This window comes from Streptomyces sp. NPDC041191 (genome assembly GCF_055591945.1).
Window position 1 is genome coordinate 122,396 of record NZ_JBVIZC010000002.1, and the last position, 26,703, is coordinate 149,098.

Annotated in this window: 27 protein-coding genes; 10 read left to right on the forward strand and 17 right to left on the reverse strand. The window is 73.5% G+C overall.

Translation table 11 applies throughout. The annotated features are described in order from the left end of the window. Positions 1-16: 16 nt before the first annotated feature. The 3 genes from guaB to ACZ6AQ_RS03620 form a co-directional block, all read right to left on the reverse strand. Positions 17-1,519, reverse strand: coding sequence for an IMP dehydrogenase (gene guaB, locus ACZ6AQ_RS03610; protein ID WP_388687829.1), 1,503 nt, complete (start codon positions 1,517-1,519; stop codon positions 17-19). Positions 1,520-1,667: 148 nt separating this feature from the next. Then, a complete protein-coding gene (locus ACZ6AQ_RS03615) occupies positions 1,668-2,270 on the reverse strand; it encodes a sigma-70 family RNA polymerase sigma factor (protein ID WP_388687832.1) in 603 nt (200 codons plus the stop codon). Positions 2,271-2,513: 243 nt separating this feature from the next. Next, positions 2,514-3,125: a response regulator transcription factor gene (locus ACZ6AQ_RS03620; protein WP_003948568.1), complete on the reverse strand. Its 612-nt coding sequence runs from the start codon at positions 3,123-3,125 to the stop codon at positions 2,514-2,516. A 433-nt stretch (positions 3,126-3,558) separates the two neighbouring features. Between ACZ6AQ_RS03620 and ACZ6AQ_RS03625 the strand changes: the two genes are divergently transcribed. Continuing rightward, positions 3,559-3,897 carry a WhiB family transcriptional regulator gene (locus ACZ6AQ_RS03625; protein WP_388687834.1) on the forward strand — a complete coding sequence of 113 codons (339 nt, stop codon included), beginning with the start codon at positions 3,559-3,561 and terminating at the stop codon, positions 3,895-3,897. 89 nt (positions 3,898-3,986) lie between these two features. On the opposite strand, the gene ACZ6AQ_RS03630 is transcribed toward ACZ6AQ_RS03625, so the two are convergent. Next, positions 3,987-4,880: a LysR family transcriptional regulator gene (locus tag ACZ6AQ_RS03630; protein WP_468757212.1), complete on the reverse strand. Its 894-nt coding sequence runs from the start codon at positions 4,878-4,880 to the stop codon at positions 3,987-3,989. Between the two features lie 81 nt (positions 4,881-4,961). Here ACZ6AQ_RS03630 and ACZ6AQ_RS03635 point away from each other — a divergent pair, with 81 nt between their 5' ends. Together ACZ6AQ_RS03635 and ACZ6AQ_RS03640 are read left to right on the forward strand one after the other, a co-directional pair. After that, on the forward strand, positions 4,962-5,627 hold the full coding sequence (locus ACZ6AQ_RS03635) for an MOSC domain-containing protein (RefSeq protein WP_468757214.1): 666 nt from the start codon (positions 4,962-4,964) through the stop codon (positions 5,625-5,627). A 28-nt stretch (positions 5,628-5,655) separates the two neighbouring features. Beyond that, positions 5,656-6,429 carry an SDR family NAD(P)-dependent oxidoreductase gene (locus ACZ6AQ_RS03640; protein ID WP_388687842.1) on the forward strand — a complete coding sequence of 258 codons (774 nt, stop codon included), beginning with the start codon at positions 5,656-5,658 and terminating at the stop codon, positions 6,427-6,429. Positions 6,430-6,524: 95 nt separating this feature from the next. Here ACZ6AQ_RS03640 and ACZ6AQ_RS03645 read toward each other — a convergent pair whose 3' ends face one another. Beyond that, a complete protein-coding gene (locus ACZ6AQ_RS03645) occupies positions 6,525-8,492 on the reverse strand; it encodes a DUF2264 domain-containing protein (RefSeq protein WP_468757215.1) in 1,968 nt (655 codons plus the stop codon). Between the two features lie 286 nt (positions 8,493-8,778). Between ACZ6AQ_RS03645 and ACZ6AQ_RS03650 the strand changes: the two genes are divergently transcribed. From ACZ6AQ_RS03650 to ACZ6AQ_RS03670, 5 genes are all read left to right on the forward strand, one after another. After that, on the forward strand, positions 8,779-9,894 hold the full coding sequence (locus tag ACZ6AQ_RS03650; protein WP_468757217.1) for a substrate-binding domain-containing protein: 1,116 nt from the start codon (positions 8,779-8,781) through the stop codon (positions 9,892-9,894). Between the two features lie 254 nt (positions 9,895-10,148). Further along, a complete protein-coding gene (locus ACZ6AQ_RS03655) occupies positions 10,149-11,465 on the forward strand; it encodes an ABC transporter substrate-binding protein (protein WP_468757218.1) in 1,317 nt (438 codons plus the stop codon). A gap of 4 nt (positions 11,466-11,469) precedes the next feature. Next, positions 11,470-12,369 (forward strand): carbohydrate ABC transporter permease, encoded by a 900-nt coding sequence (locus tag ACZ6AQ_RS03660; protein WP_468757220.1) that lies wholly within the window; start codon positions 11,470-11,472, stop codon positions 12,367-12,369. Further along, a complete protein-coding gene (locus ACZ6AQ_RS03665; RefSeq protein WP_388687856.1) occupies positions 12,366-13,220 on the forward strand; it encodes a carbohydrate ABC transporter permease in 855 nt (284 codons plus the stop codon). The genes ACZ6AQ_RS03660 and ACZ6AQ_RS03665 overlap by 4 nt, the downstream gene beginning before the upstream one ends. A gap of 17 nt (positions 13,221-13,237) precedes the next feature. Continuing rightward, positions 13,238-14,257: a hydroxyacid dehydrogenase gene (locus tag ACZ6AQ_RS03670; protein ID WP_468757222.1), complete on the forward strand. Its 1,020-nt coding sequence runs from the start codon at positions 13,238-13,240 to the stop codon at positions 14,255-14,257. A gap of 33 nt (positions 14,258-14,290) precedes the next feature. Here the strand turns inward: ACZ6AQ_RS03670 and ACZ6AQ_RS03675 are convergent, their stop codons facing one another. From ACZ6AQ_RS03675 to ACZ6AQ_RS03690, 4 genes are all read right to left on the reverse strand, one after another. Continuing rightward, a complete protein-coding gene (locus tag ACZ6AQ_RS03675; RefSeq protein ID WP_468757223.1) occupies positions 14,291-15,475 on the reverse strand; it encodes an FG-GAP-like repeat-containing protein in 1,185 nt (394 codons plus the stop codon). A 194-nt stretch (positions 15,476-15,669) separates the two neighbouring features. Continuing rightward, complete coding sequence (gene groL / locus ACZ6AQ_RS03680) at positions 15,670-17,298, reverse strand: chaperonin GroEL (protein WP_388687863.1); 1,629 nt, start codon at positions 17,296-17,298, stop codon at positions 15,670-15,672. Positions 17,299-17,415: 117 nt separating this feature from the next. Beyond that, positions 17,416-17,724 (reverse strand): co-chaperone GroES, encoded by a 309-nt coding sequence (gene groES / locus ACZ6AQ_RS03685; protein ID WP_190121666.1) that lies wholly within the window; start codon positions 17,722-17,724, stop codon positions 17,416-17,418. Positions 17,725-18,052: 328 nt separating this feature from the next. Continuing rightward, positions 18,053-18,982 (reverse strand): polysaccharide deacetylase family protein, encoded by a 930-nt coding sequence (locus tag ACZ6AQ_RS03690; RefSeq protein ID WP_468757225.1) that lies wholly within the window; start codon positions 18,980-18,982, stop codon positions 18,053-18,055. 138 nt (positions 18,983-19,120) lie between these two features. On the opposite strand from ACZ6AQ_RS03690, the gene ACZ6AQ_RS03695 reads away from it, so the two are divergent. Continuing rightward, positions 19,121-20,308: a THUMP-like domain-containing protein gene (locus ACZ6AQ_RS03695; RefSeq protein WP_468757227.1), complete on the forward strand. Its 1,188-nt coding sequence runs from the start codon at positions 19,121-19,123 to the stop codon at positions 20,306-20,308. 162 nt (positions 20,309-20,470) lie between these two features. On the opposite strand, the gene ACZ6AQ_RS03700 is transcribed toward ACZ6AQ_RS03695, so the two are convergent. The 7 genes from ACZ6AQ_RS03700 to tsaB form a co-directional block, all read right to left on the reverse strand. After that, positions 20,471-21,811 (reverse strand): RNA polymerase sigma factor, encoded by a 1,341-nt coding sequence (locus ACZ6AQ_RS03700; protein WP_468757228.1) that lies wholly within the window; start codon positions 21,809-21,811, stop codon positions 20,471-20,473. Positions 21,812-21,843: 32 nt separating this feature from the next. Beyond that, on the reverse strand, positions 21,844-22,209 hold the full coding sequence (locus ACZ6AQ_RS03705; RefSeq protein ID WP_468757230.1) for a YciI family protein: 366 nt from the start codon (positions 22,207-22,209) through the stop codon (positions 21,844-21,846). Between the two features lie 97 nt (positions 22,210-22,306). After that, entirely contained in the window at positions 22,307-23,161 is an 855-nt protein-coding gene (locus ACZ6AQ_RS03710; RefSeq protein ID WP_468757232.1) for a polysaccharide deacetylase family protein, read from the reverse strand. A 102-nt stretch (positions 23,162-23,263) separates the two neighbouring features. Then, positions 23,264-23,509 carry a hypothetical protein gene (locus tag ACZ6AQ_RS03715; protein ID WP_468757836.1) on the reverse strand — a complete coding sequence of 82 codons (246 nt, stop codon included), beginning with the start codon at positions 23,507-23,509 and terminating at the stop codon, positions 23,264-23,266. 11 nt (positions 23,510-23,520) lie between these two features. Then, positions 23,521-24,624 carry a tRNA (adenosine(37)-N6)-threonylcarbamoyltransferase complex transferase subunit TsaD gene (gene tsaD, locus ACZ6AQ_RS03720; RefSeq protein ID WP_388687877.1) on the reverse strand — a complete coding sequence of 368 codons (1,104 nt, stop codon included), beginning with the start codon at positions 24,622-24,624 and terminating at the stop codon, positions 23,521-23,523. After that, positions 24,624-25,085: a ribosomal protein S18-alanine N-acetyltransferase gene (gene rimI / locus ACZ6AQ_RS03725; protein WP_468757838.1), complete on the reverse strand. Its 462-nt coding sequence runs from the start codon at positions 25,083-25,085 to the stop codon at positions 24,624-24,626. The genes tsaD and rimI overlap by 1 nt, the downstream gene beginning before the upstream one ends. 23 nt (positions 25,086-25,108) lie before the next feature. Further along, positions 25,109-25,765, reverse strand: a complete 657-nt coding sequence (gene tsaB / locus ACZ6AQ_RS03730) for a tRNA (adenosine(37)-N6)-threonylcarbamoyltransferase complex dimerization subunit type 1 TsaB (RefSeq protein ID WP_468757234.1) — start codon at positions 25,763-25,765, stop codon at positions 25,109-25,111. Between the two features lie 96 nt (positions 25,766-25,861). Here tsaB and ACZ6AQ_RS03735 point away from each other — a divergent pair, with 96 nt between their 5' ends. Beyond that, positions 25,862-26,428 (forward strand): L,D-transpeptidase, encoded by a 567-nt coding sequence (locus tag ACZ6AQ_RS03735; protein WP_468757236.1) that lies wholly within the window; start codon positions 25,862-25,864, stop codon positions 26,426-26,428. Between the two features lie 31 nt (positions 26,429-26,459). Here the strand turns inward: ACZ6AQ_RS03735 and ACZ6AQ_RS03740 are convergent, their stop codons facing one another. Then, positions 26,460-26,648, reverse strand: coding sequence for a hypothetical protein (locus tag ACZ6AQ_RS03740; protein WP_468757238.1), 189 nt, complete (start codon positions 26,646-26,648; stop codon positions 26,460-26,462). Between the last annotated feature and the right edge of the window lie 55 nt (positions 26,649-26,703).

The following is a 26,703-nucleotide window of genomic DNA, read 5'->3' on the forward strand; positions in this document are numbered from 1 at the left end:
CCCACTCACGCGGACGCTACTTCTTGCTGTAGTTCGGTGCCTCGACCGTCATCTGGATGTCGTGCGGGTGGCTCTCCTTGAGGCCCGCCGAGGTGATCCGGACGAAACGGCCCTTGCTCTCCATCTCCGCGATGGTGGCGGCGCCGACGTAGCCCATCGTCTGGCGCAGGCCGCCGACGAGCTGGTGCAGCACGTTGGCCAGCGGACCCCGGTAGGGCACCTGGCCCTCGATGCCCTCGGGCACGAGCTTGTCGTCGGAGGCGACCTCGGCCTGGAAGTAACGGTCCTTCGAGTACGACCGGCCCTGGCCGCGGGACTGCATGGCGCCGAGCGAGCCCATGCCGCGGTACGACTTGAACTGCTTGCCGTTGATGAAGAGCAGCTCGCCGGGCGACTCCTCGCAGCCCGCGAGGAGGCTGCCGAGCATCACGGTGTCGGCGCCGGCGGCCAGCGCCTTGCCGATGTCGCCCGAGTACTGCAGGCCGCCGTCGCCGATCAGCGGGATGCCGGCGGGACGGGCCGCGAGGGACGCCTCGTAGATGGCGGTGACCTGCGGGACGCCGATGCCGGCGACCACACGGGTGGTACAGATCGAGCCGGGGCCCACGCCGACCTTGATGCCGTCGACACCGGCGTCGATCAGGGCCTGCGCGCCGTCGCGGGTGGCGACGTTGCCGCCGATCACGTCGATGCCCACGCTCGACTTGATCTTCGCCATCCAGCTCAGGGCGTTGCCGCTGTGGCCGTGCGAGGTGTCCACCACCAGGAAGTCCACCCCGGCGCCGGCGAGCGCCTGGGCGCGGTCCAGGGCCTCGGGGCTGGCGCCCACGGCGGCGCCGACGAGCAGACGGCCCTCGGCGTCCTTGGCGGCGTGCGGGTACTTCTCCGCCTTGACGAAGTCCTTGACGGTGATGAGGCCCTTGAGCACGCCCCGGTCGTCCACCAGGGGCAGCTTCTCGATCTTGTGCCGGCGCAGCAGCTCCATGGCGTCCACGCCGGAGATGCCGACCTGGCCGGTGACCAGCGGCATCGGCGTCATGACCTCGCGGACCTGACGGGTGCGGTCGCTCTCGAAGGCCATGTCGCGGTTGGTCACGATGCCGAGGAGCTTGCCCGCCGGGTCGGTGACGGGGACGCCGCTGATGCGGAACTTGGCGCACAGGGCGTCCGCCTCGGCGAGCGTCGCCTCCGGGTGCACGGTGATGGGGTCGGTGACCATGCCGGACTCGGAGCGCTTGACCAGGTCGACCTGGTTGACCTGGTCCTCCACCGAGAGGTTCCGGTGCAGCACGCCGACGCCGCCCAGGCGGGCCATCGCGATCGCCATGCGGGACTCGGTGACCTTGTCCATCGCCGCGGAGAGCAGCGGGATGTTCACCCGGACGTTGCGGGAGATGCGGGACGAGGTGTCGACCGCGTTGGGGAGCACCTCGGAGGCCCCCGGCAGCAGCAGCACGTCGTCGTAGGTCAGCCCGAGTGTCGCGAATTTCTCGGGCACTCCGTCGACGTTGGCAGTCATGACACCTTCCCCAAATGGCCTTGATCGGTGCGGATGTCCATGCTAACGGGCCGGAGCGGTGTCTCATTCCACGATCAAGATCAGCCGCGAACTTCGGACCTTCGTACATCCGTGCCGGGAGGGGCGTCCGTGCCGGAAAGGGACGGGATCACTGCTCCGCCAGCGCGCGCAGACGGCTGAGGGCGCGGTGCTGGGCGACCCGGACGGCGCCGGGGGACATGCCGAGCATCTGTCCGGTCTCCTCGGCGGTGAGCCCGACGGCGACCCGGAGCACGAGGAGCTCGCGCTGGTTCTCCGGGAGGTTGGCGAGCAGCTTCTTGGCCCATTCGGCGTCGTCGCTGAGCAGCGCGCGCTCTTCGGGACCGAGGGAGTCGTCGGGGCGCTCGGGCATCTCGTCGGAGGGCACGGCCGTGGACCCGGGGTGCCGCATGGCGGCCCGCTGGAGGTCGGCGACCTTGTGCCCGGCGATGGCGAAGACGAACGCCTCGAAGGGCCTGCCGGTGTCCTTGTAGCGCGGCAGCGCCATCAGGACGGCGACGCAGACCTCCTGGGCCAGGTCCTCCACGAAGTGGCGGGCGTCGCCCGGAAGCCGGCTGAGACGGGTGCGGCAGTACCGCAGGGCGAGCGGATGCACGCGTGCGAGCAGGTCGTGCGTGGCCTGCGCGTCGCCGTCGACCGCGCGGTGGACGAGCGCGCCGATCTCTCCCCGCCCGGCAGGCAGGGGGGACCCCGCGGTCTCGTCGTCGCGCATCGCTCCATGGTGCCCCGACGCTTCCGCGTTCGTGGCACCGCGTCCGTAGTTGTGCACCGAAGCGTTATGAGCGGGTACGCCGGAACTCATCTCCCGCGCCCTCCCCTCCCGCTCGATCGACTCGTCCCCGAGGAACTCCACACCTCAAGGATGCGTCATTCGGCGGGGAAGTGACACAAGCCCACCCCGTCCGTCCCGCGACGAGCGCGGGCGAGGACGGGGATGCGGCGGGTGACCTGCGGTTCAGCGCACCAGGCCCCAGCGGAAGCCGAGGGCGACGGCGTGGGCGCGGTCCGAGGCGCCCAGCTTCTTGAAGAGGCGCCGGGCGTGGGTCTTGACCGTGTCCTCGGAGAGGAAGAGCTCGCGCCCGATCTCCGCGTTGGACCGGCCGTGGCTCATGCCTTCGAGGACCTGGATCTCGCGCGCGGTGAGCGTGGGCGCGGCGCCCATCTCGGCCGAGCGGAGCCGGCGCGGGGCGAGCCGCCAGGTCGGGTCCGCGAGCGCCTGGGTGACCGTGGCCCGCAGTTCGGCGCGCGAGGCGTCCTTGTGCAGGTAGCCGCGGGCACCCGCGGCGACCGCGAGCGCGACGCCGTCGAGGTCCTCGGCGACCGTCAGCATGATGATGCGGGCGCCGGGGTCGGCCGAGAGCAGCCGGCGGACGGTTTCCACGCCGCCCAGGCCGGGCATGCGCACGTCCATCAGAATGAGGTCCGAGCGGTCCGCTCCCCAGCGGCGGAGGACTTCCTCGCCGTTGGCGGCGGTGGTCACGCGCTCGACGCCGGGCACGGTCGCGACCGCGCGGCGAAGCGCCTCTCGGGCAAGCGGGGAGTCGTCGCAGACGAGGACGGATGTCATGCGTGACCTCCGCGGCTCTCGCAGCTGTTGCGCGTCACCTTGAGCCTCCAGGGCTGTACGTATCGTCACCTGTGCGGTCGACGCTCTCGGACACCTGCCCGATCGCTTGTTCCTCCAACCGCCTCCGCACTCTCAACGACGGTCACCCGAAAGAGTTACGGGCCGGACGGCAGGCTTCGGCACTCTACGTGAGGGGCCGTGCGCGGAGAAGCGCGACGCGACCCTTCCGTCGCGAGATCAAAGGCTATGCACCATTTAGCGGGATTTCTTCCCTTTTCGCGGTGTCTGAGGCTAGATTCGCAATGAGTCATATTTACATCTACTTAGACAGTAGGTGTTACGACCCGACCTGTCGGGGACCGGAGGAGCCCCGGCCGGTGGCCATCCACCCGCCCGCCTATCCGTTCGACACGGTTTCAAGGGGACAAGCGCAATGGCAGATTTCTCCCGCCTTCCCGGACCCAACGCCGATCTGTGGGACTGGCAGCTGCTCGCGGCCTGCCGCGGGGTCGACAGCTCCCTGTTCTTCCACCCGGAGGGAGAGCGCGGCGCGGCGCGGAGCGCGCGTGAGAACTCGGCTAAAGAGGTCTGCATGCGGTGCCCGGTGCGCGCGGAGTGCGCGGCCCACGCACTCGCCGTGCGGGAGCCCTACGGCGTCTGGGGCGGCCTCACCGAGGACGAACGCGAGGAGCTCATGGGACGCGCCCGCAACCGCCTGATCACGACGGCGCCGACGTCGGCGTCCACCGCCGCCACGTCCGCACCTCTGTGAAGGAACGTTTCTTCACCCATACGACCCCACCGCACGGCCCGCACGGCCCGTGACGCGAGCCGGGCCCGCGCGAGGGCGTCGGCCGGCGCCTACGCGCGCACGGCGGCGCGGGCGAGTTCGTCCAGCGTGGCGGCGACCGCCGGGACCTGTGCGAGGTCCGGCAGGGTCAGGGCCACGATCTCCCGCTCCACCGCGGGCTCCACGGTCACGGTCCGCGCCCCCTTGGGCCGTACGGACTCGATGGCCAGCTCCGGCAGGACGGCCACGCCCAGGCCCGCGCCCACCAGGCCCACGACCGCCGGGTAGTCGTCGGTGGCGAAGTCGATGCGGGGGGTGAAGCCCGCCTCCTCGCAGACGTCCACGAGCTGGCGGCGGCAGCGCGGACAGCCCGCGATCCAGGACTCGTCCGCCAGCTCCGCGATGCCCACCGCACCGGCCCCGGCGAGCCGGTGCCCCTCGGGGACCAGGCCCACGAGCCGGTCGGCGAGGAGCGGGCGGACCACGAGGTCGTCCCACTCGGCCCGCCCGGCCCCGTAGCGGAAGGCGAGGGCGATGTCGCAGTCGCCCTCGCGGAGCATCTCGATCGAGCGCGGCGGTTCGGCCTCGACCAGGGAGACCCGGGTGCCGGGGTGCGCGGCCCGCAGGGCGGCCAGGGCGGTGGGGACGAGGGTGGAACTGCCGCTGGAGAAGGAGACCAGGCGGACCCGGCCGGCGCGCAGCCCGGCGATGGCGGCGACCTCCTCCTCGGCGGCGGTGAGCCCGGCGAGGATGCCGGAGGCGTGGCGCACCAGGACCTCGCCGGCCTGGGTGAGGCGCATCTCGCGTCCCGTGCGGACGAGCAGCGGCGTTCCGGCGGAGGCTTCGAGCGCCTTCATCTGCTGGCTGACGGCGGGCTGGGTGCAGCCGAGTTCACGCGCGGCGGCCGAGAAGGAGCCGGTGGCGGCGACGGCGCGCAGGACACGGAGGTGGCGGGCCTCGATCATGGGTTCCAGCATAAGGGACGCTTGGGAAAGCTCCCCGATAATGCCGAGCGGCTTTGAGACGGGTCCCCGTAAGGTGCCCGCATGACCTTGCTGAGCGTGAACGTGGGCCGCGCCCGGGCCGTGGACTACACCGGCGCCCCCTCCGGCCTCACGGGCATCGACAAGCGCCCCGTCGAGGGGCCCGTGCGGATCGAGGCGCCCGGCGCCGGGGCGAGCGGGGTCGCCGGGGACGCCGTCTGCGACCTGCGCTTCCACGGCGGCGACGACCGGGCCGCGTACGCCTTCGCCCGCGAGGACCTGGACGTGTGGGAGCGGGAGCTGGGCCGCGGGCTGGCCAACGGCTCCTTCGGCGAGAACCTCACCACGCGCGGCCTCGACGTCAACGGCGCCCTGATCGGCGAGCGCTGGCGGATCGGGCAGGAGGTGGTCCTGGAGGTGACCGGCGGCCGCATCCCGTGCGGCACCTTCGCGGGCTTCCTCGGGGAGAGGGGCTGGGTCAAGCGGTTCACCCGGGCGGAGGCCGGGCCGGGCGCGCTGCTGCGGGTGATCGCGCCGGGCGAGGTGCGGGCGGGCGACCCGATCGAGGTCGTGCACCGGCCGGACCACGGGATCACCGTCGCGCTGCTCCACCGGGCCGCGACCTCCGAACGCGCCCTGCTGCCCGGCACGCTGGCCGCCGCCGCGTGGATGGAGTCGGGCCTGCTCGCCCTCGCCCGCGCGTACACCGAGAAGCACGCCCGCGCGTAGCCGCCGGGCGGGGCACTACCGTGCCCGTATGACGACTGCACTGATTACGGGCGCCACCGCGGGCATCGGGGCCGCCTTCGCACGGAGACTCGCGGCGGACGGCCACCACGTCGTGCTCGTGGCCCGGGACGTGAAGCGGCTCCGGGAGCAGGCGACCGAGCTGCACGACCGGCACGGCGTCGAGGCCGAGGTGCTCGCGGCCGACCTCGCCGAGGAGGCGGGGATCGCCGCCGTCGAGGCGCGGCTCTCGGACCCGAGGCGGTCGGTGGACCTGCTCGTGAACAACGCCGGCTTCGGCAACAAGGGCCGGTTCCTGGAAGTGTCCATGGCCGACGAGCTGAGGATGCTCACCGTGCACTGCGAGGCGGTGCTGCGGCTGACCTCGGCCGCCGCCGCCTCGATGAAGGAGCGCGGCCGGGGCGGGGTGGTGAACGTCGCCTCGGTGGCGGCCTTCGTCCCCCGGGGCACGTACGGGGCCTCGAAGGCATGGGTCGTGCAGTTCACCCAGGGCGCGGCGCGGGACCTCGCGGGCAGCGGCGTGCGGCTGATGGCGCTCTGCCCCGGCTTCGTGCGGACCGAGTTCCACGAGCGGGCCGGGATGGGCACGGGCAACATCCCGGGCTGGATGTGGCTCGACGCGGACAAGCTGGTGTCGGCGGCGCTCGCGGACCTGGACCGGGGGAAGACGCTGTCGATCCCCGATCCCCGGTACAAGGCCCTGATGGGCGTGGTGAAGCTGGCGCCGCGCGGTCTGCTGGGCGGGGTCTCCTCGAAGGCGGGCCGCAAGTACGGACCGAAGTGAGGTACGGGTCGACGTGAGGCACGGCCCGACGTGAAAGGCGGCCCGACACGAAGCCCGGCCCGACGCGGGGCGCGGGCGCGGATCGGGCCGCCCGTTCACAGCAGGGTGTCGAGGTCCAGGCGCGTGGTGGTGCCGTCCCGCCAGGTCACGTCGAGGGCGTGACCGTCGATCCGGACGCGTGCGAGGCGGTCGACGGGTTCCGGGCCGGGTTCGGCGGTGAGCGAGGCGAGGGCGGCGAAGAGGGCGGCCGGACCGCGCGTGACGCCGTAGAGGGCGAGGGTGCGGCTGCCGGGACCCTGAAGGGTCTCCCCGGTGGGGAGCGCGGCGGCCGGTTCCCCGGACGGGTAGCCGTGGACCGGGTGGAGCTGGGCGCTCGGCCCCCCGGGCGGGACGGCCCAGCCGGTCTGCCGTACGGGTGTCCCCTCCGGGGCACCGAGGACGAGGTGGGCGCGGAGTTCGGCGCGGCCGTGGGCGAGGGTCGCGGAGAGGACCCGGACGCCGGGGCACGGGGTGTGCAGGGAGGCGGCCCACCCGGGGCCGGTGCCGGCGGGGACGGCGGGCCCCCGGGGGGTGGCCCGGGTCCCGGACGCGGGGACGACGGGGCCGGTGGGGCCGGTGGGGTCAGTGGGGTCGGCGGAGCCGGTGGGGTCAGTGGGGACGGCGGGGTCGGCGGGGTCGGTGGGGTTGGCGGGGTCAGTGGGGACGGCGGAGCCGGCGGGGTCGGCGGGGTCGGTGGGGGCGCCGAGCAGCGCGAAATGGTTGTCGGCCGGGGCGGTCCCGGTGGTGGGGCCCGTGCGGGTGGAGTAGGCGTGGCGGGCGTAGCCGGGGTCGTCCTCGCCCCCCTCGCGGCTGCCCACGTGGTTGCTGCCGTGGTTGTGGAGGCGTACGAGCCCGTCGGCCGCGGTGGTCTGGACGAGCAGCCCGGCCGGGGCGAAGGCGCGGACGGTGTCGGCGCGTTCGGCGGGCAGGGGTTCCTCGGGGTCGGTCCAGGCCGGGTGGCCGGCGGGCAGGAGGAGGCCGAGGAAGCCCTTGGACGCCCAGTAGGGGGAGCCGGGGCCCGAGTACTCCTGGACGAGCGGCGGGTACGGGCCGTGCCAGCCGAGGGTGAGGAGCCCGTTCTCGTCGGTGGCGCCCCGGTCGAGGAAGTACCGCAGGGTGCCGGAGGCGAGGCGGCGGGTGGCGCCGGGGGTGAGCGGGGTGTGGCCGGTGAGGGTGCCGAGCCAGGGCGCGGCGGCGGCGGCGAAGCGGTAGATCAGGGAACGTCCGTACGGGACGGGGGCGCCGTTCGCGTCGAAGAGGTGGACGTAGTCGTCCAGATGGTCACGGAGCCGGGGCCCGTACCGGTCGAGGAGGGCGCGGTCGCCGGCGAGGTGGGCGTGGAGCACGGGGTAGAAGTGCAGGGCCCAGGCGTTGTAGTGGTCGAAGGCGCGGTTGTCGCCGTCGCTGTACCAGCCGTCGCCGAGGTACCAGTCCTCGACGCGGGCGAGGGAGCGGTCGATCGTGGCGGCGGCGCGGTCGGTCTCGACCCCGGCGTCCCCGAGGAAGCCCGCGACGGTGAGGCCGAAGAGCCACCAGTTGTTGTCGACGGGGGACGGGCCGAGGGCGGGGAGCAGCCACTCCGCGACCCGTTCGCGGACGCGGTCGTCGAGCCGGTCCCAGAGCCAGGGGCGGGTGAGGCGGAGGCCGAGGGCGACCGAGGCGGACTCGACGACCGCCTGGCGGGTGCCGGACATGAGCGGCCAGGACTCGGCGTCCTCCCGGCCGGGCCCCTCCGTCCCTGCGGCGAGGCCCTCGGCGTACCGGTCGAGGTGGCCGTGCGGGTCGGCGCCGCCGTCGCCCGCGACGCGGAGGGCGGCGAGCAGGAAGGTGCGGGCCCAGCCCTCCAGGCCGTCCGAGCGGGCCCCCGACCAGCTGGGGCGGGGCCCGGGGAGACCGACGAGGCCGTACCGGGGCGAAGCGAACGGGCGCACGTCCAGGAGGAGACGGTCGGCCGCGGCCTCCCAGTGGGCGCGGGTCCAGCCGGTGTACGGGCTGAGCCCGCGGTTCTCGGGCGGCGCGGGCATGGTGCTCCCTGTGGCTTTCCGGAGGCTCCGGGGCTCGTGGGTCCCGGCTCCCCGCGATAGGGCGGCTCTCACCGGCCCGGGGCGGACCCGGCGGCTTCCGGTGACCGCCGACGAGTGCCGGTGGCCGTGGGCGGTTTCGGGGTCCGGGGCGGGTCTGGCGTCGCCGGGAATCCTCGACAGACTTCGATCGGGCGTCAAGAGTTGGGGAGCGAATGATCGAAAATCCTGTCGTTCGATCATTCTGGCCTTAAGCTCGGAGGTCCACCACCACGAGGGGAACCGCACCGTGCGCGAGAGTGCCGCCGAACGACACGACCGACTGCTGGCCCTGGTGCGCGAGCGCGGCACCGCCCGCGTCTCCGAGCTGGCCGAACGGCTCGGGGTCTCCCCCGTCACCGCCCGCAGGGACGTCGAGGCCCTGGCCGGCCGGGGCCTGCTCGACCGGGTGCACGGCCAGGTGTCCTGGCCGGCCCGGCGGAACGCCCCGGGCGCCGGGCGGCCCGGCGAGGGCCCGGTCATCGGCCTGCTCGCCCCCTCCGCCACGTACTACTTCGCCGAGGTCGTCCGGGGGGCGCACGAGGCGGCGGCCCGCGCCGGGGCCCGGCTCGTGCTGCGCGTCTCGGACTACCGGCCCGAGGAGGACCGCGCCCGCACCGAGGGGCTGCTCGCGGCGGGCGCCGAGGGCGTCCTGGTCGCGCCCGGCTGGCGGGGCCCCGAGGACCGGCTCGCGTACGGCGACTGGCTGGCCGGGCTGCCCGTGCCGACGGTGCTCCTGGAGCGGCGCGCCGAGCCCGGCAGCCCGCTGGACGGCCTGGACCGGGTCGTCTCCGACCACGGCCACGGCGTGCTGCTCGCCCTGCGGCACCTGCTCGCCCTGGGCCACGCGACACCGCTGCTCGTCGCCCGCCGGGACTCGCCGACCGCGCTCGCGGTGCGCGCCGGGTACGCCGGGGCGCTGGCCGCGCTGGGCCTGACGGAGCCGCGCCCGGTGATCGACTCCGTACCGGCGGAGGAGGACCCGGAGGGGTTCGAGCGGGCGGTGCGGGCGCTGTACGAGGCCGTCCGGTCCGGCCCGGCGAGCGCGGCCCTGGTCCACAACGACGTGGACGCCATCGAGATCACGCGGCGCCTGGCCGAACTGGGCGTCCGGGTGCCCGGGGACCTGGCCCTGATCGCGTACGACGACGAGGTCGCCGCGCTCGCCGAGACCCCGCTGACGGCGGTCGCCCCGCCCAAGCGGCAGGTCGGCCGGCACGCGGCGGAACTCCTGCTGGAGCGGCTCGCCGAGGGGGCCGCCGGGGAGACGGGGGAGGCGGAGGCGCGGCGCCACCTCAGCCTGCTGCCCCGGCTGCGGGTGCGGGCCTCGTGCGGGGCGCCGGGGTCCGTACCCGGCACCCCGTGAGCCCGCTCCGTCCGCCCGCCTCCTCCTCGCTCCCCCCACGCGTCCGCCGCCTCCTCCTCCTCGCTCCCCCACGCGTCCGCCGCCCCGGCCACGCCTCCACCCGCCCCCGACCGCACACCCGTCCGCCCCTTCTGCCTCCACCCCCACTTTGATCTTTTTTCGATCAATCAATCTTTCGCTCTTGACTTCGTTCATGAAGGGTCACAGGATCACGGCCACAACCTCCCAGCCGCCCCGCCCCCAGGAGCCGTGCCGTGTCCCCCATCCGGAGCAGAACGACCCGCGTCGTCGCGGGCACCGCCACCGCCCTCGCCGTCCTCACGGCCTGCGGCGGTGCCGGCGGCGACGCCGCCGACAAGCCGAACGGGCCCGTGACCATCACCTTCTGGGGCTGGGCCAAGGGCACCAAGGACGTCGTGGACGCCTTCAACGCCTCCCACACCGACATCAAGGTGAAGTTCGAGGAGATCCCCTCCGGCAACGCCGGCGGCTACGCCAAGATCTCCAACGCCGTGAAGGCGGGCAACGCCCCCGACCTCGTCTCCGTCGAGTACCCCTCGCTCCCCGAGTTCGTCAGCTCCGGCGCCCTCCAGGACATCGGCGGCGAGTTCACCGAGACCGACCGCGCCAAGTTCCTCTCCCAGGCCGTCGAACTCACCACCCTGGGCGGCAAGACCTGGGCCGTCCCCTTCGACGCCGCCCCCCAGGCGTTCTTCTACCGCAAGGACCTCTTCGAGAAGTACAAGGTCCCGGTCCCGGCCACCTGGGACGCGTTCCGGAAGGCCGCCGAGCAGGTCAGGAAGGCCGACTCCAAGGCCCGCATCGCCACCTTCTTCCCGGACGACCCGACCACCTTCGAGGCCATGGTCTGGCAGGCCGGGGCCCAGTGGTTCAAGGCCGAGAACGAGACCTGGAAGGTGGACACCACCGACCCGGCCACCGCCAAGGTCACCGCCTACTGGCAGGGCCTCCTCGACGACGGGCTCGTCCACAAGAACGCCTCGTTCTCCCCCGAGTGGACCGGCTCGCTCAAGAACGGCACCACCATCGGCTACCTGGGCGCCTCCTGGGGCGCGGGCGTCCTCAAGGGCACCCTGCCCGAACAGGCCGGCAAGTGGGCCGTCGCCCCCGTCCCCACCTGGGACGGCAAGCCCGCCAGCGGCATGCTCGGCGGCACCTCCTTCGCCGTGACCAAGAACAGCAGGCAGAAGGCCGCGGCCGTCGCCTTCGCCACGTGGATGTCCACCACCGAGGAGGGCGTCAGGGCCCGCATCGCCTCCGGCACCTCCTCCGCCTTCCCCGCCGCCGCCGTCCTCCGCCCCGTCGCCAAGAAGGCGTTCGACGCCGGCTACTACGGCGGCCAGGACATCTACGCCCTCTTCGAGGCCGCCGGCGCCTCCATCACCCCCGGCTGGGCCTGGGGCCCGACCACCGGCACCACCAACACCACCATCAAGGACCAGTTCGGCAAGGTGGCCCCGGGCGGCCCGTCCCTCGCCGACGCCGTCAAGGCCGGCCACGCCGCCACCGTCGCCGAACTGACCAAGCGCGGCCTGAAGGTCGAGGGCTGACCGCGTGAAGGCCCGCACCCGTGCCGCCACGATCCTGCTGACGCCCTTCTTCGTGCTCTTCACCGCGGTGATGGTGGTGCCGATCGGATACGCGGTCTGGCTCAGCCTCTTCACCGAGAAGCAGTCCGGACTGGGCTTCGGCGGTTCCGAGACCGTCTTCAGCGGCCTCGACAACTACGCGGCGGCGCTGGGTGACCGGGTCTTCCGCGAGGGCTTCGGCGTCCTGCTCGGCTACTGCCTGCTCTACATCCCGCTGCTGCTCGCCGGGGCCCTCGGCCTCGCCCTCCTGCTGGACTCGGCGCTCGCCCGCGCCCGCCGCTTCTTCCAGCTCGCGCTCTTCCTGCCGCACGCCGTCCCCGGCATCATCGCCGCCCTGATCTGGGTGTACCTCTATACGCCCCAGCTCAGTCCGGTCGTCCGGGCCATGGAGGCCGGTGGCGTCGGCTTCGACTTCTTCTCCCCCGGAGGCGCCCTCCCCTCCGTCGTCAACATCGCCCTGTGGGAGTGGCTCGGCTACAACATGGTGATCTTCTACGCCGCCCTCCAGGCGATCGACCGCTCCGTCCTCGAAGCGGCCACCGTCGACGGGGCGGGCGCCTGGCGGACCGCCTTCTCCATCAAGGTCCCGCTCGTCAAGGCGTCGCTGGCGATGGTCGGCCTCTTCACGGTCATCGGCTCCCTCCAGCTCTTCACCGAGCCGCTCATCCTCAACAGGGGCACCGGCTCCGCCGTCACCTCCACCTGGACGCCGAACATGTACGCGTACACCGCGGCCTTCGACCGCAACGACTACGGGCTCGCCGCGGCGGCCTCCGTGCTCCTCGCCCTGACGGCCGCGCTGCTCTCCTTCGCGGTGACGCGTCTGACCGGCCGCCGGGCGGCCCGGAAGGAGCGCGCCGCGTGAACGGCTCCCGCCGCGACCACCGCTGGCTCTCGAAGACGGCCGTCAACGGGGCCCTCGCCCTCGCCACCGTCTACATGCTCTTCCCGCTCGTCTGGCTGCTGACCGCCGCCACCAAGGACGCCGGCGGGCTCCTCGCCGGGAACGCCTTCTCCTTCGAGGGCTTCGACCTCGGCGGCAACCTCTCCCGGCTGGCCGAGTACAACGACGGCGTCTACTTCCGCTGGTACCTGAACAGCCTGCTCTACGCCGGGTTCGGCGCCCTCGCCTGCTCGCTCGTCAGCGTCGCCGCCGGATACGCCTTCCACGTCTACGCCTTCCGGGGCAAGGAGAAGCTCTTCGGCCTCGTCCTCCTCGGCGTGCTCGTCCCCACCACCGCGCTCGCCCTGCCGATGTACCTCCTGGCCAGCGAGATCGGGCTCGTCAACACCTACTGGGCCGTCCTGCTCCCCGTCCTCGTCAACCCCTTCGGCGTCTACCTCTCCCGGGTCTTCTGCGCCGGCTACGTCCCCGACGAGGCCCTGGAGGCCGCCCGCATCGACGGGGCGGGCGAGCTGCGCGTCTTCTGGTCGATCGGCCTGCCGATGGTCATGCCCGGCTTCGTGACCGTCTTCCTCTTCCAGTTCACCGCGGTCTGGAACAACTTCTTCCTCCCCCTGGTGATGCTGTCCGACCAGAAGCTGTACCCGCTGAGCCTCGGCCTGTACGCGTGGAACAGCAACGCCCACGCCGAACCCGACTACTACCCCCTCGTCGTCACCGGTTCCCTGCTCGCCGTCCTGCCCCTCGTCATCGCCTTCGTCTCCCTCCAGCGCCACTGGAAGGCCGGCCTGACCGCCGGCAGCGTCAAGTGAGGAAGGCAGCTCCCGCCATGCGCCCCGCCACCGACCACCGCCCCTCCCTCCTCCTCGCGATGGGCCGGGGCGTCGACGAACGCCTCCTCACCGAGGCCCACCGGACCCGCCTCGCGGCCCTGACCCGCACCGATCCGCACCTCGTCGCCCACGACCTCACCGCCCCGGACGAGCGGACCGCCGCCGCCCTCGCGGAGGCCGAACTCCTGCTCACCTGCTGGGGGGCGACCCCACTCACCCCCGAGGTCCTGGACCGGGCACCCCGCCTGCGGGCCGTCGTCCACGCGGCCGGATCGGTCAAGCACCACATCACCGACGCCTGCTGGGAGCGGGGCCTGCGGGTCACGTCGGCCGCCGCCGCCAACGCGCTGCCGGTCGCGGAGTACACGCTCGCCGCGATCCTCTTCGCCGGGAAGGGCGTCCTGCGCTCGGCCCGGCGGTACGCCGAACTCCGCGCCGGCCACGACTGGCTCGCCGAGTCCTCGGCCTGGGGCAACTACCGCCGCACGGTCGGCGTCGTCGGGGCCTCCCGCATCGGCCGCCGGGTGATCGACCTCCTGCGCCCCTTCGACTTCGAGGTCCTGCTGTACGACCCGTACGCCGAGGTCCCGCCCCCGGGCACGGAACTCGTGGGCCTGGACGAGCTGTGCGCCCGCAGCACGGTCGTCTCGGTGCACGCGCCGCAGCTCCCGTCCACGTACCGCATGATCGGCGCGGCGCAGCTCGCGGCGATGCCGGACGGGGCGACCCTGATCAACACGTCCCGGGGCTCCCTGGTGGACGAGCCGGCCCTCCTCCGCCACCTCGTCGAGGGCCGCCTCCACGCGGTCCTCGACGTCACGGACCCGGACCTGCCGCCGCCGGACTCCCCCCTCTACACCCTTCCGAACGTCCTCCTCACCCCGCACGTGGCCGGCTCGCTCGGCAACGAGCTGCACCGGATGGCGGACCAGGCGGTGGGGGAGGTGGAGCGGTACGTGCGGGGGGAGGCGTTCGCGGAGGAGGTGCGGGCGTCGGACCTCCAGCGCTCGGCGTAGGCCGGAGGCTGGAGGTCCGAGGCCCGCGACGGCTCAGAGGAAGCCGTTCAGGGCCCACCAGATGTCGGTCCACTGGCCCGCGCGCAGGCCGCCCGTGCCGCTTCCCTCGTACCGGTAGAACCTGTCGTACTCGTTCAGGGCGAGGAGGTCGGCCCGGCCGTCGCCCGACCAGTCACCGACGGCGACGAGGGACTCCATGGCGTTCCAGCCGCCGCTGCCGACCAGGACGCGCGGGGCGAGGGAGCCGGTCCGGCCCGGGTAGAGCCAGAGCTTGCCGGTGGCGGCCTCGCGGGCGTACAGGTCGGCCCGGCCGTCACCGTTCATGTCACCGACGCCCACCAGGGCGTTCATGGCGTTCCAGCCGCCGTTGCCGATCAGCTTGCGCGCGCCCAGGCCGCCGGACGCGGTGCCCGGGTAGAGCCAGAGCCTGCCGGTGGACTTCTCGACCGCGAGCAGATCCGCGCGGCCGTCGCCGGACAGGTCTCCGTACGCGGCGATCCGGCTCATGGCGTTCCAGCCGCCGTTGCCGATCAGCTTGCGCGCGCCCAGGCCGCCGGTCCCGGTGCCCGGGTAGAGCCAGAGCCTGCCGGTGGCGGCCTCGCGGGCGATCACGTCCTCGCGGCCGTCGCGGCTGAAGTCACCGTGCCGGACGAGGGCGTTGAAGCCGTTCCAGCCGCCGGAGCCGGCCAGACGGCCGGTTCCGTCGCCGGGCAGGAACCACAGGCGGCCCGCCGGGTCGCGGGAGAGGACGTCGGCCCTGCGGTCGCCGTTCAGGTCTCCGAAGCCGGCGGCCTTGGGGGTCGTCTCCGCGTACCAGTCGGGGTAGGGAGTCGTCTCGCACTCCCGGAGGGTGCGGACGAGCTTCACCGAGCGGACGGTGACGTTCTCGCTGAGGCTGGTGGGGTAACCCTCGTTCCGGTAGCGGCTGTAGCCGTTCGCCCGACCGTAGTTCTGCTGCTCGTACACGCAGGCGACCAGCGACGTCCGGTTCATGACCATCCGGATCCTGCCGTCCCAGGTGCCCAGCGTCGGCTTGTCCGTGTTGAACGTGAGCATCGAGCCCGTGCCGCTGGAGTCCTTCCAGGCACAGAAATAGCCCGACGGGCAGTCGCTCACCGCGGCCTGCGCGGGCGCGGCACCCGCGCCGAGCAGGCCGAGCGACGTGAGTCCCAGCGCGGCGGCCGTGGAGGCCAGGCGCCGGAACAGGGGTCTACGCATCAATTCCCTCCTGTCGCGGCGCGCGTACGGAAGATCGCACCGCGCCGCGAGGAGGAAGGTACTCGTACCCGCGTTCGTACCGGCCACCGGGGCCCGGCCCGGGAGGGAAAGGTCCCTGCCGCCCCGGGAGGCGAACGCCGAGGCCCGGTGCCCCCGCGACGGGAGCACCGGGCCTCAACTGTCAGTCAGCCGCCTCAGTGGGAGTGGCCGTGACCGTGGCCGTGGCCGTGGTCCGCCGGCTCCTCTTCCTTCTTCTCCACCACGAGGGTCTCGGTGGTGAGGAGGAGGGAGGCGATCGAGGCGGCGTTCTCCAGGGCGGAGCGCGTCACCTTCACCGGGTCGATGACGCCGGCCTTGACCAGGTCGCCGTACTCGCCGGTCGCGGCGTTGAAGCCCTGCCCCTTGTCCAGCTCCGCCACCTTGGAGGTGATGACGTAGCCCTCCAGGCCGGCGTTCTCGGCGATCCAGCGCAGCGGCTCGACGGCGGCGCGGCGGACGACCGCGACACCCGTGGCCTCGTCGCCGGTCTTGCCGAGGTTGCCCTCCAGGACCTTGACGGCGTGGACGAGCGCGGAGCCACCACCGGAGACGATGCCCTCCTCGACCGCGGCGCGGGTCGCGGAGATGGCGTCCTCCAGACGGTGCTTCTTCTCCTTCAGCTCCACCTCGGTGGCGGCGCCGACCTTGATCACGCACACGCCGCCGGCCAGCTTCGCGAGGCGCTCCTGGAGCTTCTCGCGGTCCCAGTCGGAGTCGGTGGACTCGATCTCGGCCTTGATCTGGTTGACGCGGCCCTGCACGTCCTCGGAGTTGCCGCCACCGTCGACGATGGTGGTGTCGTCCTTGGTGACCGTGACGCGGCGGGCGGTGCCGAGCACGTCCAGGCCGGCCTGGTCGAGCTTGAGGCCGACCTCCTCGGCGATGACGGTGGCGCCGGTCAGCGTCGCCATGTCGCCGAGCATCGCCTTGCGGCGGTCGCCGAAGCCGGGGGCCTTGACGGCCACCGCGTTGAAGGTGCCGCGGATCTTGTTCACGACCAGGGTCGACAGGGCCTCGCCCTCGACGTCCTCGGCGATGATCAGGAGCGGCTTGCTGGCGCCGGCCTGGATGACCTTCTCCAGGAGCGGGAGCAGGTCCTGGATCGAGGAGATCTTGCCCTGGTGGATCAGGATGTAGGGGTCGTCGAGGACGGCCTCCATGCGCTCCTGGTCGGTCACCATGTACGGGGACAGGTAGCCCTTGTCGAAGGCCATGCCCTCGGTGAAGTCCAGCTCCAGGCCGAAGGTGTTGGACTCCTCGACGGTGATGACGCCGTCCTTGCCGACCTTGTCCATCGCCTCGGCGATGAGCTCGCCGACCTGCTGGTCCTGCGCGGAGAGCGCGGCGACGGCGGCGATGTCGGACTTGTCGTCGATCGGGCGCGCGGTGGCGAGCAGCTCCTCGGACACGGCCTTGACGGCGGCGTCGATGCCCTTCTTCAGGGCGGCCGGGGAGGCGCCGGCGGCCACGTTGCGCAGGCCCTCGCGGACGAGCGCCTGGGCGAGCACGGTGGCGGTGGTGGTGCCGTCACCCGCGATGTCGTTGGTCTTGGTCGCCACCTCCTTCACGAGCTGGGCGCCGAGGTTCTCGTACGGGTCCTCGATCTCGACCTCGCGGGCGATCGTGACACCGTCGTTGGTGATGGTGGGGGCGCCGAACTTCTTGTCGATGACGACGTTGCGGCCCTTGGGGCCGATCGTCACCTTCACCGTGTCGGCAAGCTTGTTGACGCCGCGCTCAAGGGCGCGACGGGCGTCCTCGTCGAACTTCAGGATCTTCGCCATGGGAGCGGTTCAGCCCTCTCGGAATCGGGTGGAACGAACCGCGCCCCGGGGCGCCTGGAAGGGGCCTCGGGGCGCAGCTCAAAGCATCTGCTTCAGGTACTTCGGTACTTCGGTGAACTACTTCTCGATGATCGCGAGCACGTCGCGGGCCGAGAGGACGAGGTACTCCTCGCCGTTGTACTTCACCTCGGTGCCGCCGTACTTGCTGTAGAGCACGACATCGCCGGTCTTGACGTCGAGCGGCAGGCGCTCGCCGTTCTCGAAGCGGCCCGGGCCGACGGCCAGGACGACGCCCTCCTGGGGCTTCTCCTTGGCGGTGTCCGGGATGACCAGGCCAGAGGCGGTGGTCTGCTCGGCGTCGAGCGGCTGGACCACGATGCGGTCCTCGAGCGGCTTGATGGCAACCTTGGAGCTGGTGGTCGTCACGATCCGACCTCCCCCTTCGGAGATCACGGGGTTGACTGTCTGAGGTGGCGAACCAGGTGGATCCGTCGTCGCGGGTGCCGGACCTGCCCGTCGCTGTGTTGGCACTCTCCGGTGGGGAGTGCCAGAGCTGACACTATGACCGCGATTAGCACTCGGTCAAGCGGAGTGCCAATTGATCGCTCCGTGGCGTGATCGGGAGGGTGGTCGGGAACGCGGTCGGGGACGCGACCGGGGCGCGGTCGGGGACGTGACCGGGGCGCGGTCGGGGCGCGGTCGGGCGGAGTTCTCCCGCGCTCCCCGTACGGACCGTCCCCCGCCCCCGCCGGTCTCAGACGTAGTCCTCCAGCTTCGCCACCGCGTACCCCTTGGCCGTGATCACGTCCATCACGCGGCGGACCATGTCGGCCATGCTGCCGTCCCAGTCCTCCTTGCCCCGGAAGTGGGTGAGCACGATGTCGCCGGGGTGCAGGTCCCGGTCCCACTCGCGCCACTCCATGCGGTCGGGGAACGCCTCGGCGGCCCACAGCGGGACCGCCCGGATGCCGCAGGACCGGGCCGCGCGCAGCGTGTCGTCGTTGTAGTTGCCGTACGGCGGGCGGAAGAGTTCGGGCCGCTTGCCGTACTTCTTCCCGATGACGTCCTGCATGCCGCAGATCTCGCGCTTCTGCTCCTCGTACGAGAGTCCGGGCAGGTAGCGGTGGTGGAGGGTGTGGTTGTGGAGGGCGATCCCGCCCTTCTGGGACTTCTGCATCCGGGAGAAGTACGCGTAGTCGTCGTTGATGACGTAGTCGCTGAGGAAGGCGCTGTACGGCAGCCGGAGCTCGTCCATCATCCGCAGCAGCTCGGGGTCCTTCTCCGCGCCGTCGTCGATCGTCAGGAAGACGACCTTCTCCTCGGTCGGCACGGTGGTGAAGACGGGCGGCATGCCGTCGCTCTTCGTCTCGAAGCCCTTGCGGGTGCTGATCGCCGGCTTGACGGCCGGCGGGGCGGGCGCTTCGAGCGGGGGCTTCGCGAGGCCCCACTTCCGGGCGGCGAGCACCCGGGCGGCCCGCTGGGCGCGGAGCTCCTCGGCCCGCGACCGGGGGGCGGCCCGGGGTCCGGCCTCCCGCTGCGGGGCCTGCTGGCCGGCGGCGGGGACGGGCGGCGCGGCGCGGTCCGGCGCGGCGGCTCCGGAGCAGGCCGTGGCGGTCGCGGCGAGGGCGGCGACGACGAGCGCCGCCCCGAGCGTCCGGCGGGAGCGGTGCACCCCTTGTGCCATCTTTTCTTCCTTTTGTCGTACGAGCTGCATGGCGCCGCATCCTGTCAGCGCGGGAACCCCCGCCGGGCCGCGACACCGCCGTACCGCGCCCGCCGTCCCCCGGCCGGCCCACAGCCCTCCAGGGACCACAATGGGGCGGTGACCGACCTCGCCTCCTTCGCCGCCCTGTTCACCCCCGAGGGGCAGGCGCTCCTCACCGCCCTGCGCGACCACGACCCCGCCCGGGAACTGGCGGTGGCCTCCCGGCTGCGCCGTGACCACCCGGTCGAGCTGGTCACGGCCGCGCTCGGCCAGGCACGGCTGCGGCAGCGGGCGGTGGCGAAGTTCGGCGCGGAGGACGCGTTCCGGATGTACTTCACGCCGAACGGCGTCGAGCAGTCGACCCGGGCCTCGGTCGGGGCGTACCGGGCGGCCCGGATGAAGGCGCTGGGCGTCGGCAGCGTGGCGGACCTGTGCTCCGGGATCGGCGGCGACGCGATCGCCCTCGCCCGCGCCGGGATCTCCGTCCTCGCCGTCGACCGCGATCCGCTGACCGCCGAGGCGGTCCGCGCCAACGCCGAGGCCCTCGGCCTGTCCGGACTGATCGAGGTCCGGTGCGCGGACGTGACGGAGATCGACACGCGCCCGTACGACGCCGTCTTCGTGGACCCGGCGCGGCGCGGCGGCCGGGGCAGGATCTTCGACCCGGAGGCGTACTCCCCGCCGCTGTCCTGGGCCGTCGAGGCGGCCCGGAAGGCCCCGCACGCCGCCCTGAAGGTGGCGCCGGGCATCCCGCACGAGGCCGTTCCCGCGGAGGCCGAGGCCGAGTGGATCTCGGACGGCGGGGACGTGAAGGAAGCCGTCCTCTGGTTCGGTACGGAGCCGGGCGCGCGCCGGGCCACCCTGCTGCCCTCCGGCGCGGGCCTCACCGGGCGCGGGCTGCCCGACCCGGCGGTCCGGCCGGTCGGCCGCTACCTGTACGAGCCGGACGGCGCCGTCATCCGCGCGCACCTCGTCGCCGAGGTGGCCGAGGAGCTGGACGGCGGCCTGATCGACGAAACGATCGCGTACGTCACGGCGGACGCGCTCGTCCCCACCCCGTACGCCGCCGCGTACGAGATCACCGACGAACTCCCCTTCAACCTGAAGCGGCTGAAGGCACTGCTGCGGGAGCGCGAGGTCGGCACCCTGACGGTGAAGAAGCGCGGCTCCGCGGTCGAACCGGAAGAGGTCCGGCGCAGGGTGCGGCCCAAGGGTCCCCACGCGGCGACGGTGCTGCTCACCCGGGTCGCGGGGGCCCCGACGATGCTGATCGGCCGGCCCGTCCGGCCGGACGGGGAGCGGTGAGCGGCGCCGGGCGCCGGCGGGAGCGCCGGGCGGCGCCCCGGGCCGGTGGACCGCGCCGCGCGCCGACCGCGCCGACCGCGCCGACGGTCCTCGCCGGCCCCGCGCCCCGCACGGTTCACGCCCCGTGGGGCCCGGGTCCCCGTGCCTCCGTGTCCCCGGGGGTCAGGGCGGGGGCGCGCCCCTCTCCCGCGCCCGCCCGAGCAGCAGCGCCCGCTCGCTCCCGTTGCGGGTGAGGGACGCCGCGCGCTCGAACTCGGCGCGCGCCTCCGCCGTCCGTCCCAGCCGGGCCAGCAGGTCCCCCCGGACGCTGGGCAGCAGGTGGTAGCGGGCCAGGGACGGCACGGCGGCGAGGGCGTCGACCAGCGGGAGGGCCGCCGCCGGGCCCTCGGCCCTCGACACGGCGACCGCGCGGTTCAGCTCGACCACCGGGGAGGGGGCGAGGACGCCGAGCCGCCCGTACAGCGCGGCGATGAGCGCCCAGTCCGTCTCCTCGTACGACGCGGCCCGCGCGTGACAGGCCGCGACGGCGGCCTGGAGGGCGTACGGCCCGTAGTCCCGCGGGTCCCCGGCCCGCTCCAGGGCCGCGAAGCCGCGCCGGACCAGCGACCGGTCCCAGCGGCGCCGGTCCTGGTCGGCGAGCAGCACCGGCCGGCCGTCGGGACCGGTCCTGGCGGCCGTCCGGGCCGCCTGGAGTTCGAGCAGGGCGGCCAGGCCCTGCGCCTCGCCCTCCCCGGGGACGAGGGCGGCGAGGACGCGGGCGAGCCGGAGGGCGTCCTCGCACAGGCCGGGCCGCAGCAGGTCGTCGCCCGAGGTCGCCGCGTACCCCTCGTTGAAGATCAGGTAGACGACCTCCAGGACGGAGCCGAGCCGGGCGGCCCGCTCCTCGCCGTACGGCACCTCGAACTCCACGCCCGCCTCGGCGAGCGTCCGCTTGGCGCGGGTGATCCGGGCCGCGGCGGTCGCCGTGGGCACGAGGAGGGCGCGGGCGACCTCGTCCGTCCGGAGTCCGCCGACGAGCCGCAGCGTCAGGGCCGTCCGCGCCCCGGCGGAGAGGACGGGGTGGCAGGTGGTGAAGACCAGCCGCAGCACGTCGTCGTCGATGTCGCCGGGTCCGGAGGGCTCGGGGTCGTACGCCTCCCCGGTGAGGGCGCGGCCCATCTCGGTGAGCTTCCGGGCGTACGTCTCGCGCCGCCGCACGAGATCGACGGCGCGGTGCCTGGCGGCGGTCGTCAGCCAGGCTCCCGGCCGCTCCGGGACCCCGGTGCGCGGCCACTGTTCGAGGGCGGTGACCAGGGCGTCCTGGGCGATCTCCTCGGCGATGCCGAGGTCGCGGACGATCCGTGCGGCGGTCGCGACGATCCTCGGCGACTCCGCCCGGAAGACGGTGTCGAGCACGCCCTCCACCGAGTCCGCCCCGCGCCCCCGTCCCGGACCCGGGCCGGAGCCGTGGTCCGGACCCGCCCCGCGCCCCGTTCCCGTGCCGTGTGCCGTCACGTCCCCCATGACAGCACACGGCACGGACAGCGGGGCCGGGCTCAGGCCCCCGGCTCCCCCTCGACCTCGCGGACCTCCAGGCCCAGCTTCCAGTGCGGCGGGTGGGCCGACAGGAAGCGCCCGGCCCACTCCAGCGCCTCGGCCATGTCCGCGCACTTCATCAGGGCGTAGCCGCCGACGACCTCCCTGGTCTCGGTGAAGGGGCCGTCGGTGAAGGACAGCTTCCCGTCCGACCAGGTGATCCGGGTGGCCTCCGAGGTCGGCCGGAGCCCGGCCGTGTCCAGCATGACGCCGGCCCGGGTGATCTCCTCGAAGAGCGCGCCCATCCGCTCCTCGAACCCGGGGTCGGCGTCCGCCATGTCGACGGTGTCCTCCTCGGCGCGGATGAGCGTCATGAAGCGGGGCATGGTGTCTCCTCGTGGATGCGGTGGCGGGGTGTTTCCCCGCCTCTCACTCCTCCGACGAACGGGGACCGCCCGTATCGACACCGCGCCCGGGAAAATCTCAGACGTAGTCCTCCAGGCGCGCCACCGTGAAGCCCTGTTCCCGGATGCGGCGCAGCAGGGTGGCCGTCATCTCGGTCATCGTGCGGCCCTTGAGTTCGGCGGGGCCCCGGAAGTGGGCGAGGACGATGTCGCCGGGGTGGAGCTTCCGGTCGCCGCGCTGGTACTGCATGTTCGTGATCTGCATGGACTCGCGCCACAGCACGATCGCGTCCACCCCGCACGCCCCGGCCGCCGCGCGCGTAGCCTCGTTCCAGTTGCCGTACGGCGGGCGGAAGAGGCGCGGGGCCGTGCCGTACCGCTTCGCCAGCTTCTCCTGCTGGCCGCAGATCTCCCGGCGCTGGGCGTCCGGGGAGAGGGTGCGCAGGTTCGGGTGGGTGAGGGTGTGGTTGGCGACGCCGTGGCCCTGGGCGACCAGCGGGTCGAAGTACCCGTAGTCGGTGCGGACGGCCGCGTCGGTGAGGAACATGGTGAAGGGGACCCCCAGGTCCTTCATCATCGTGACGAAGCGGGGGTCCTTCTCCGCCCCGTCGTCGATCGTGAGGAAGACGATCTTCTCCCGGGTGGGGATCTCGCCGATCACCGGCACCGGCTGTCCCGGGCGCCGGACCACCGGCTTCACCGCCGGCGGGGCGGGCGGCGCCGGGAGGGGGGCGAGCCCCCACTTCCGGTACGCGGCGGCGGTGTCCGCGGGGGCTCCCGGGGCCCCGTCCCCCGCGGGGGGCGCCGGGGAGGGGACGGACGACGTCCTCGGGGCGGGCGCGGACGCGGGTGCGGCGGGGCGCTCCGCCGTGCAGCCGGCCGCCAGCAGGGCCGAGGCGGTCAGGACCACCCAGAGCGCGATCGTCTTCTTCACGCGCGGGGAGATGCCCCCGCGCGTCGAAAGGTTGCCCGACCGGCGTACGTGTGGCCTATCCGACTCCCCGCGCGGCCGGGACCGCCGCACGGCCGCCCGGGGTCACTCCACCGCCTCGAACCGCCAGCGGTGGACCGGACGGGCGATCAGCTCCGCGTCCGGCTCCGGAAGTTCGGGCAGCTCCGCGCCGAAGGTCTCCGCCTCCCACCAGGTGAGGACGAGGACCCGGTCCTGGGGCGCCCGGAAGACCTCCCGGCGCAGCGGCTCGCGGGCGAGGACCCGGGACCGCTCCCGGGCCCATTCCAGGAGTTCGGCGCCCCGGCCCCGGGCGGCCCTGGCCTCCCACATGAGGGTGAGCCTCACGAGTACAGGTTCTCCTTGCTGATCTCGTGCACGTGGTCGTGGTCGTGCGCGTGGGCGCCCGGCACGTGCGGGTCCGTCACCGGCAGCGACGAGTCCGCCGACAGCTCCCAGTCGGAGGCGGCCCGGTTGCGGGCGACCATCTCGGAGCCGAGGGCCGCGACCATCGCGCCGTTGTCGGTGCACAGGCCCGGCCGGGGCACCCGCAGCCGGATCCCGGCGCGGTCGCAGCGCTCCTGGGCGAGGGCCCGGAGGCGCGAGTTCGCCGCCACGCCGCCGCCGATCATCAGGTGGTCGACGCCCTCGTCCTTGCAGGCCCGGACGGCCTTGCGGGTGAGGACGTCCACGACCGCCTCCTGGAAGGACGCGGCCACGTCCCGCACCGGCACCTCCTCGCCGGCCGCCCTCTTCGCCTCGATCCAGCGGGCCACGGCGGTCTTGAGGCCGGAGAAGGAGAAGTCGTACGCCGGGTCCCTGGGGCCGCTCAGCCCGCGCGGGAAGGCGATGGCGGCCGGGTCGCCCTCCCTGGCGAGCCGGTCGATGACCGGGCCGCCGGGGAAGCCGAGGTCGAGGACGCGGGCGATCTTGTCGAACGCCTCGCCGGCCGCGTCGTCGATGGTGGCGCCCATCGGGCGCACGTCGGAGGTGATGTCGGAGGAGAGCAGCAGCGAGGAGTGGCCGCCGGAGACCAGGAGGGCCATCGTCGGCTCGGGCAGCTTGCCGTGTTCGAGCTGGTCGACGCAGATGTGCGAGGCCAGGTGGTTGACGCCGTAGAGCGGCTTGCCGAGGGCGTAGGCGTACGCCTTGGCCGCCGAGACGCCGACGAGCAGCGCGCCCGCGAGGCCGGGCCCGGCGGTGACGGCGACGCCGTCGAGGTCCCGGGCGGAGATCCCCGCGGTCTTCAGGGCGCGCTCGATCGTCGGGACCATCGCCTCCAGGTGGGCGCGGGAGGCGATCTCGGGCACGACGCCGCCGAAGCGGGCGTGGGTGTCCACGCTGGAGGCGACGGCGTCCGCGAGGAGGGTGGTCCCGCGGACGATGCCGACGCCGGTCTCGTCGCAGGAGGTCTCGATGCCGAGTACCAGCGGTTCGTCAGCAGCCATCAGATATCGGTCCCGGTTCCTTGAACGGTCAGTCTCATCACGAGCGCGTCGATGTTCCCCGGCTGGTAGTAGCCGCGCCGGAAGCCGATGGGCTCGAAGCCGAAGCGCTCGTAGAGCTTCTGGGCCCTGGTGTTGTCCACGCGCACTTCGAGCAGGACCTCGTCGCACTCGAAGGCGGTGGCGTGCTGGAGCAGGTCGGTGAGGAGCCGGGCGCCGAGGCCCGTGCCCCACTGGTCGCGGGCGACGGCGATGGTCTGCACGTCTCCGAGGCCGCCGACGGCGGCGAGCCCGGCGTACCCGACGAGCCTGCCGCCGGGGTCCTCCGCGACGACGTACCGGCGGGTGGCGCCCGGCCCCCGGGAGTGCGCCAGTTCCGACCAGAACATCCCGGCCGACCAGGCGTCCTCGGGGAACAGCTCGTCCTCCAGGGCGAGCACCGGTTCGATGTCCCACCAGCGCATCTCGCGCAGTTCCGTGCCGTCGGTCACCGGGGGGTGACCACCTTGTAGTTCTTCGGCACCTGGGCGTCGGGGCGGCGCAGGTACATCGGCAGCGGGTCGAGGAAGCCCTCCCCGCCCGCCGCCAGCCGCTCCGCCGCGAGGGCGGCGAGCGCGGCGGCCGACTGGTGCTCGGGGTCGCGGGCGTCGGGGAAGTCCCCGGGGTAGAGGCGGGCGCCCGCGCCGACGACCGGGAGCCCGGCGAGGGCCCCGGCGATGTCGGCGGGCCGGTCCACGGCCGCGTCGGTCACCCGGGTGCGGGAGTCGTCGTACCGCGCCCAGTAGACCTCCTTGCGGCGCGCGTCCGTGGCGACGGCGAAGGGCTCGTCGATCCCGGAGGCGTACGCGAGGCCGTCGAGGGTGCACAGGCCGTGCACGGGCACGCCGAGCGCGGACGAGAAGGCGGCGGCCGTGACGAGGCCGACGCGCAGACCGGTGTACGGGCCGGGGCCGACGCCGACGACGAGGCCGGTGACCGCGTCCAGGGCCAGCCCGGCCTCCTTGAGGACCCGGTCCACGGCGGGCAGCAGCAGCTCCCCGTGGCGGCGGGCGTCGACCTGGCACGACGAGGCGACGACGGCCTCGCCGTCGTGGAGGGCGACGGTGACGGCGGGGGTGGCGGTATCCATGGCGAGCAACAGCACGCGAACAGCCTACGGCTCCCGGGCACGCTGCCCCGAACCCCGGAGCACCGGCTGCTACCGTCACCCTTCGACACATTCGTACGAGAGGTGGGCACGGTGGCACGGAGCAGCTCGGGATTCGTGGCCGGGCTCACGGCGGCGGCGATCGCCGCGGTCTGCTTCCTCGCCTACCAGGCGTCGGCCAACGCCCCCGCCGACGTGTCGGCGAAGCCCCCGGCGCCGAGCGCGGCGGCCCCCTCGGTCTCCCCGAGCGGCGCCCCCAAGCGGCCGGTCAGGGACCCGCTGGCGCTCCCGGCGAACTCGGGCACCGGCGAGCGGGTCGTGTACTCGCCGACCGGGCACCGGGTGTGGCTGGTGGACGGGAAGGGCGGGGTCACCCGCACCTTCCCGGTGATGCCGAGCACGGTGTCCCCGCCCCCCGGGACGTACGCGGTGACCTCGCGGTCCGGTTCCGTACGGGGCTCCGACGGGGTGCGGATCGAACACGTGGTGCGGTTCACGACCGTCCAGGACGTGGCGATCGGCTTCAGCGCGGCGGTGGACGGCTCGACGCCGCCCCCCGACCCGTCGAAGCGGACCGGCGGCGTCCGTATGACGCGGGCCGACGGGAACGCGCTGTGGGCGTTCGCGGTGATCGGCGCGAAGGTCGTCGTCGTCCCCTGAACCGGGTGACCGGGACCGGACCACGAGGGGGCTACGCCGCCTCGGCGGCCCCGGCGGCCTCGGCCCGTCCACGCGCGTCGCGCACGGCGTGCTCGCCGCGTTCGCCGTCCTCGGGCCGTCGCGGCGGGGTCGACAGGGTGCGGGCGGCCGCGCAGGACGCCAGCAGTTCGCTCATCGGGACGTGCTCCCGGCCGGGTTCCGCGTGCTTCGGCCTCGCCATGCCTGCCTCCCGTAGGTTAGGTACACCTAACCAGCTCGTGCCTCCATGTCACCAC

Bases quoted from the DNA above. Each gene is read 5' to 3' on its own strand.
- guaB (WP_388687829.1), bottom strand. From the start codon at position 1,519: ATGACTGCCAACGTCGACGGAGTGCCCGAGAAATTCGCGACACTCGGG.
- ACZ6AQ_RS03615 (WP_388687832.1), bottom strand. From the start codon at position 2,270: ATGCGCGACGACGAGACCGCGGGGTCCCCCCTGCCTGCCGGGCGGGGA.
- ACZ6AQ_RS03620 (WP_003948568.1), bottom strand. From the start codon at position 3,125: ATGACATCCGTCCTCGTCTGCGACGACTCCCCGCTTGCCCGAGAGGCG.
- ACZ6AQ_RS03625 (WP_388687834.1), top strand. From the start codon at position 3,559: ATGGCAGATTTCTCCCGCCTTCCCGGACCCAACGCCGATCTGTGGGAC.
- ACZ6AQ_RS03630 (WP_468757212.1), bottom strand. From the start codon at position 4,880: ATGATCGAGGCCCGCCACCTCCGTGTCCTGCGCGCCGTCGCCGCCACC.
- ACZ6AQ_RS03635 (WP_468757214.1), top strand. From the start codon at position 4,962: ATGACCTTGCTGAGCGTGAACGTGGGCCGCGCCCGGGCCGTGGACTAC.
- ACZ6AQ_RS03640 (WP_388687842.1), top strand. From the start codon at position 5,656: ATGACGACTGCACTGATTACGGGCGCCACCGCGGGCATCGGGGCCGCC.
- ACZ6AQ_RS03645 (WP_468757215.1), bottom strand. From the start codon at position 8,492: ATGCCCGCGCCGCCCGAGAACCGCGGGCTCAGCCCGTACACCGGCTGG.
- ACZ6AQ_RS03670 (WP_468757222.1), top strand. From the start codon at position 13,238: ATGCGCCCCGCCACCGACCACCGCCCCTCCCTCCTCCTCGCGATGGGC.
- ACZ6AQ_RS03675 (WP_468757223.1), bottom strand. From the start codon at position 15,475: ATGCGTAGACCCCTGTTCCGGCGCCTGGCCTCCACGGCCGCCGCGCTG.
- groL (WP_388687863.1), bottom strand. From the start codon at position 17,298: ATGGCGAAGATCCTGAAGTTCGACGAGGACGCCCGTCGCGCCCTTGAG.
- ACZ6AQ_RS03690 (WP_468757225.1), bottom strand. From the start codon at position 18,982: ATGGCACAAGGGGTGCACCGCTCCCGCCGGACGCTCGGGGCGGCGCTC.
- ACZ6AQ_RS03700 (WP_468757228.1), bottom strand. From the start codon at position 21,811: ATGGGGGACGTGACGGCACACGGCACGGGAACGGGGCGCGGGGCGGGT.
- ACZ6AQ_RS03705 (WP_468757230.1), bottom strand. From the start codon at position 22,209: ATGCCCCGCTTCATGACGCTCATCCGCGCCGAGGAGGACACCGTCGAC.
- ACZ6AQ_RS03715 (WP_468757836.1), bottom strand. From the start codon at position 23,509: ATGTGGGAGGCCAGGGCCGCCCGGGGCCGGGGCGCCGAACTCCTGGAA.
- tsaD (WP_388687877.1), bottom strand. From the start codon at position 24,624: ATGGCTGCTGACGAACCGCTGGTACTCGGCATCGAGACCTCCTGCGAC.
- rimI (WP_468757838.1), bottom strand. From the start codon at position 25,085: ATGCGCTGGTGGGACATCGAACCGGTGCTCGCCCTGGAGGACGAGCTG.
- ACZ6AQ_RS03740 (WP_468757238.1), bottom strand. From the start codon at position 26,648: ATGGCGAGGCCGAAGCACGCGGAACCCGGCCGGGAGCACGTCCCGATG.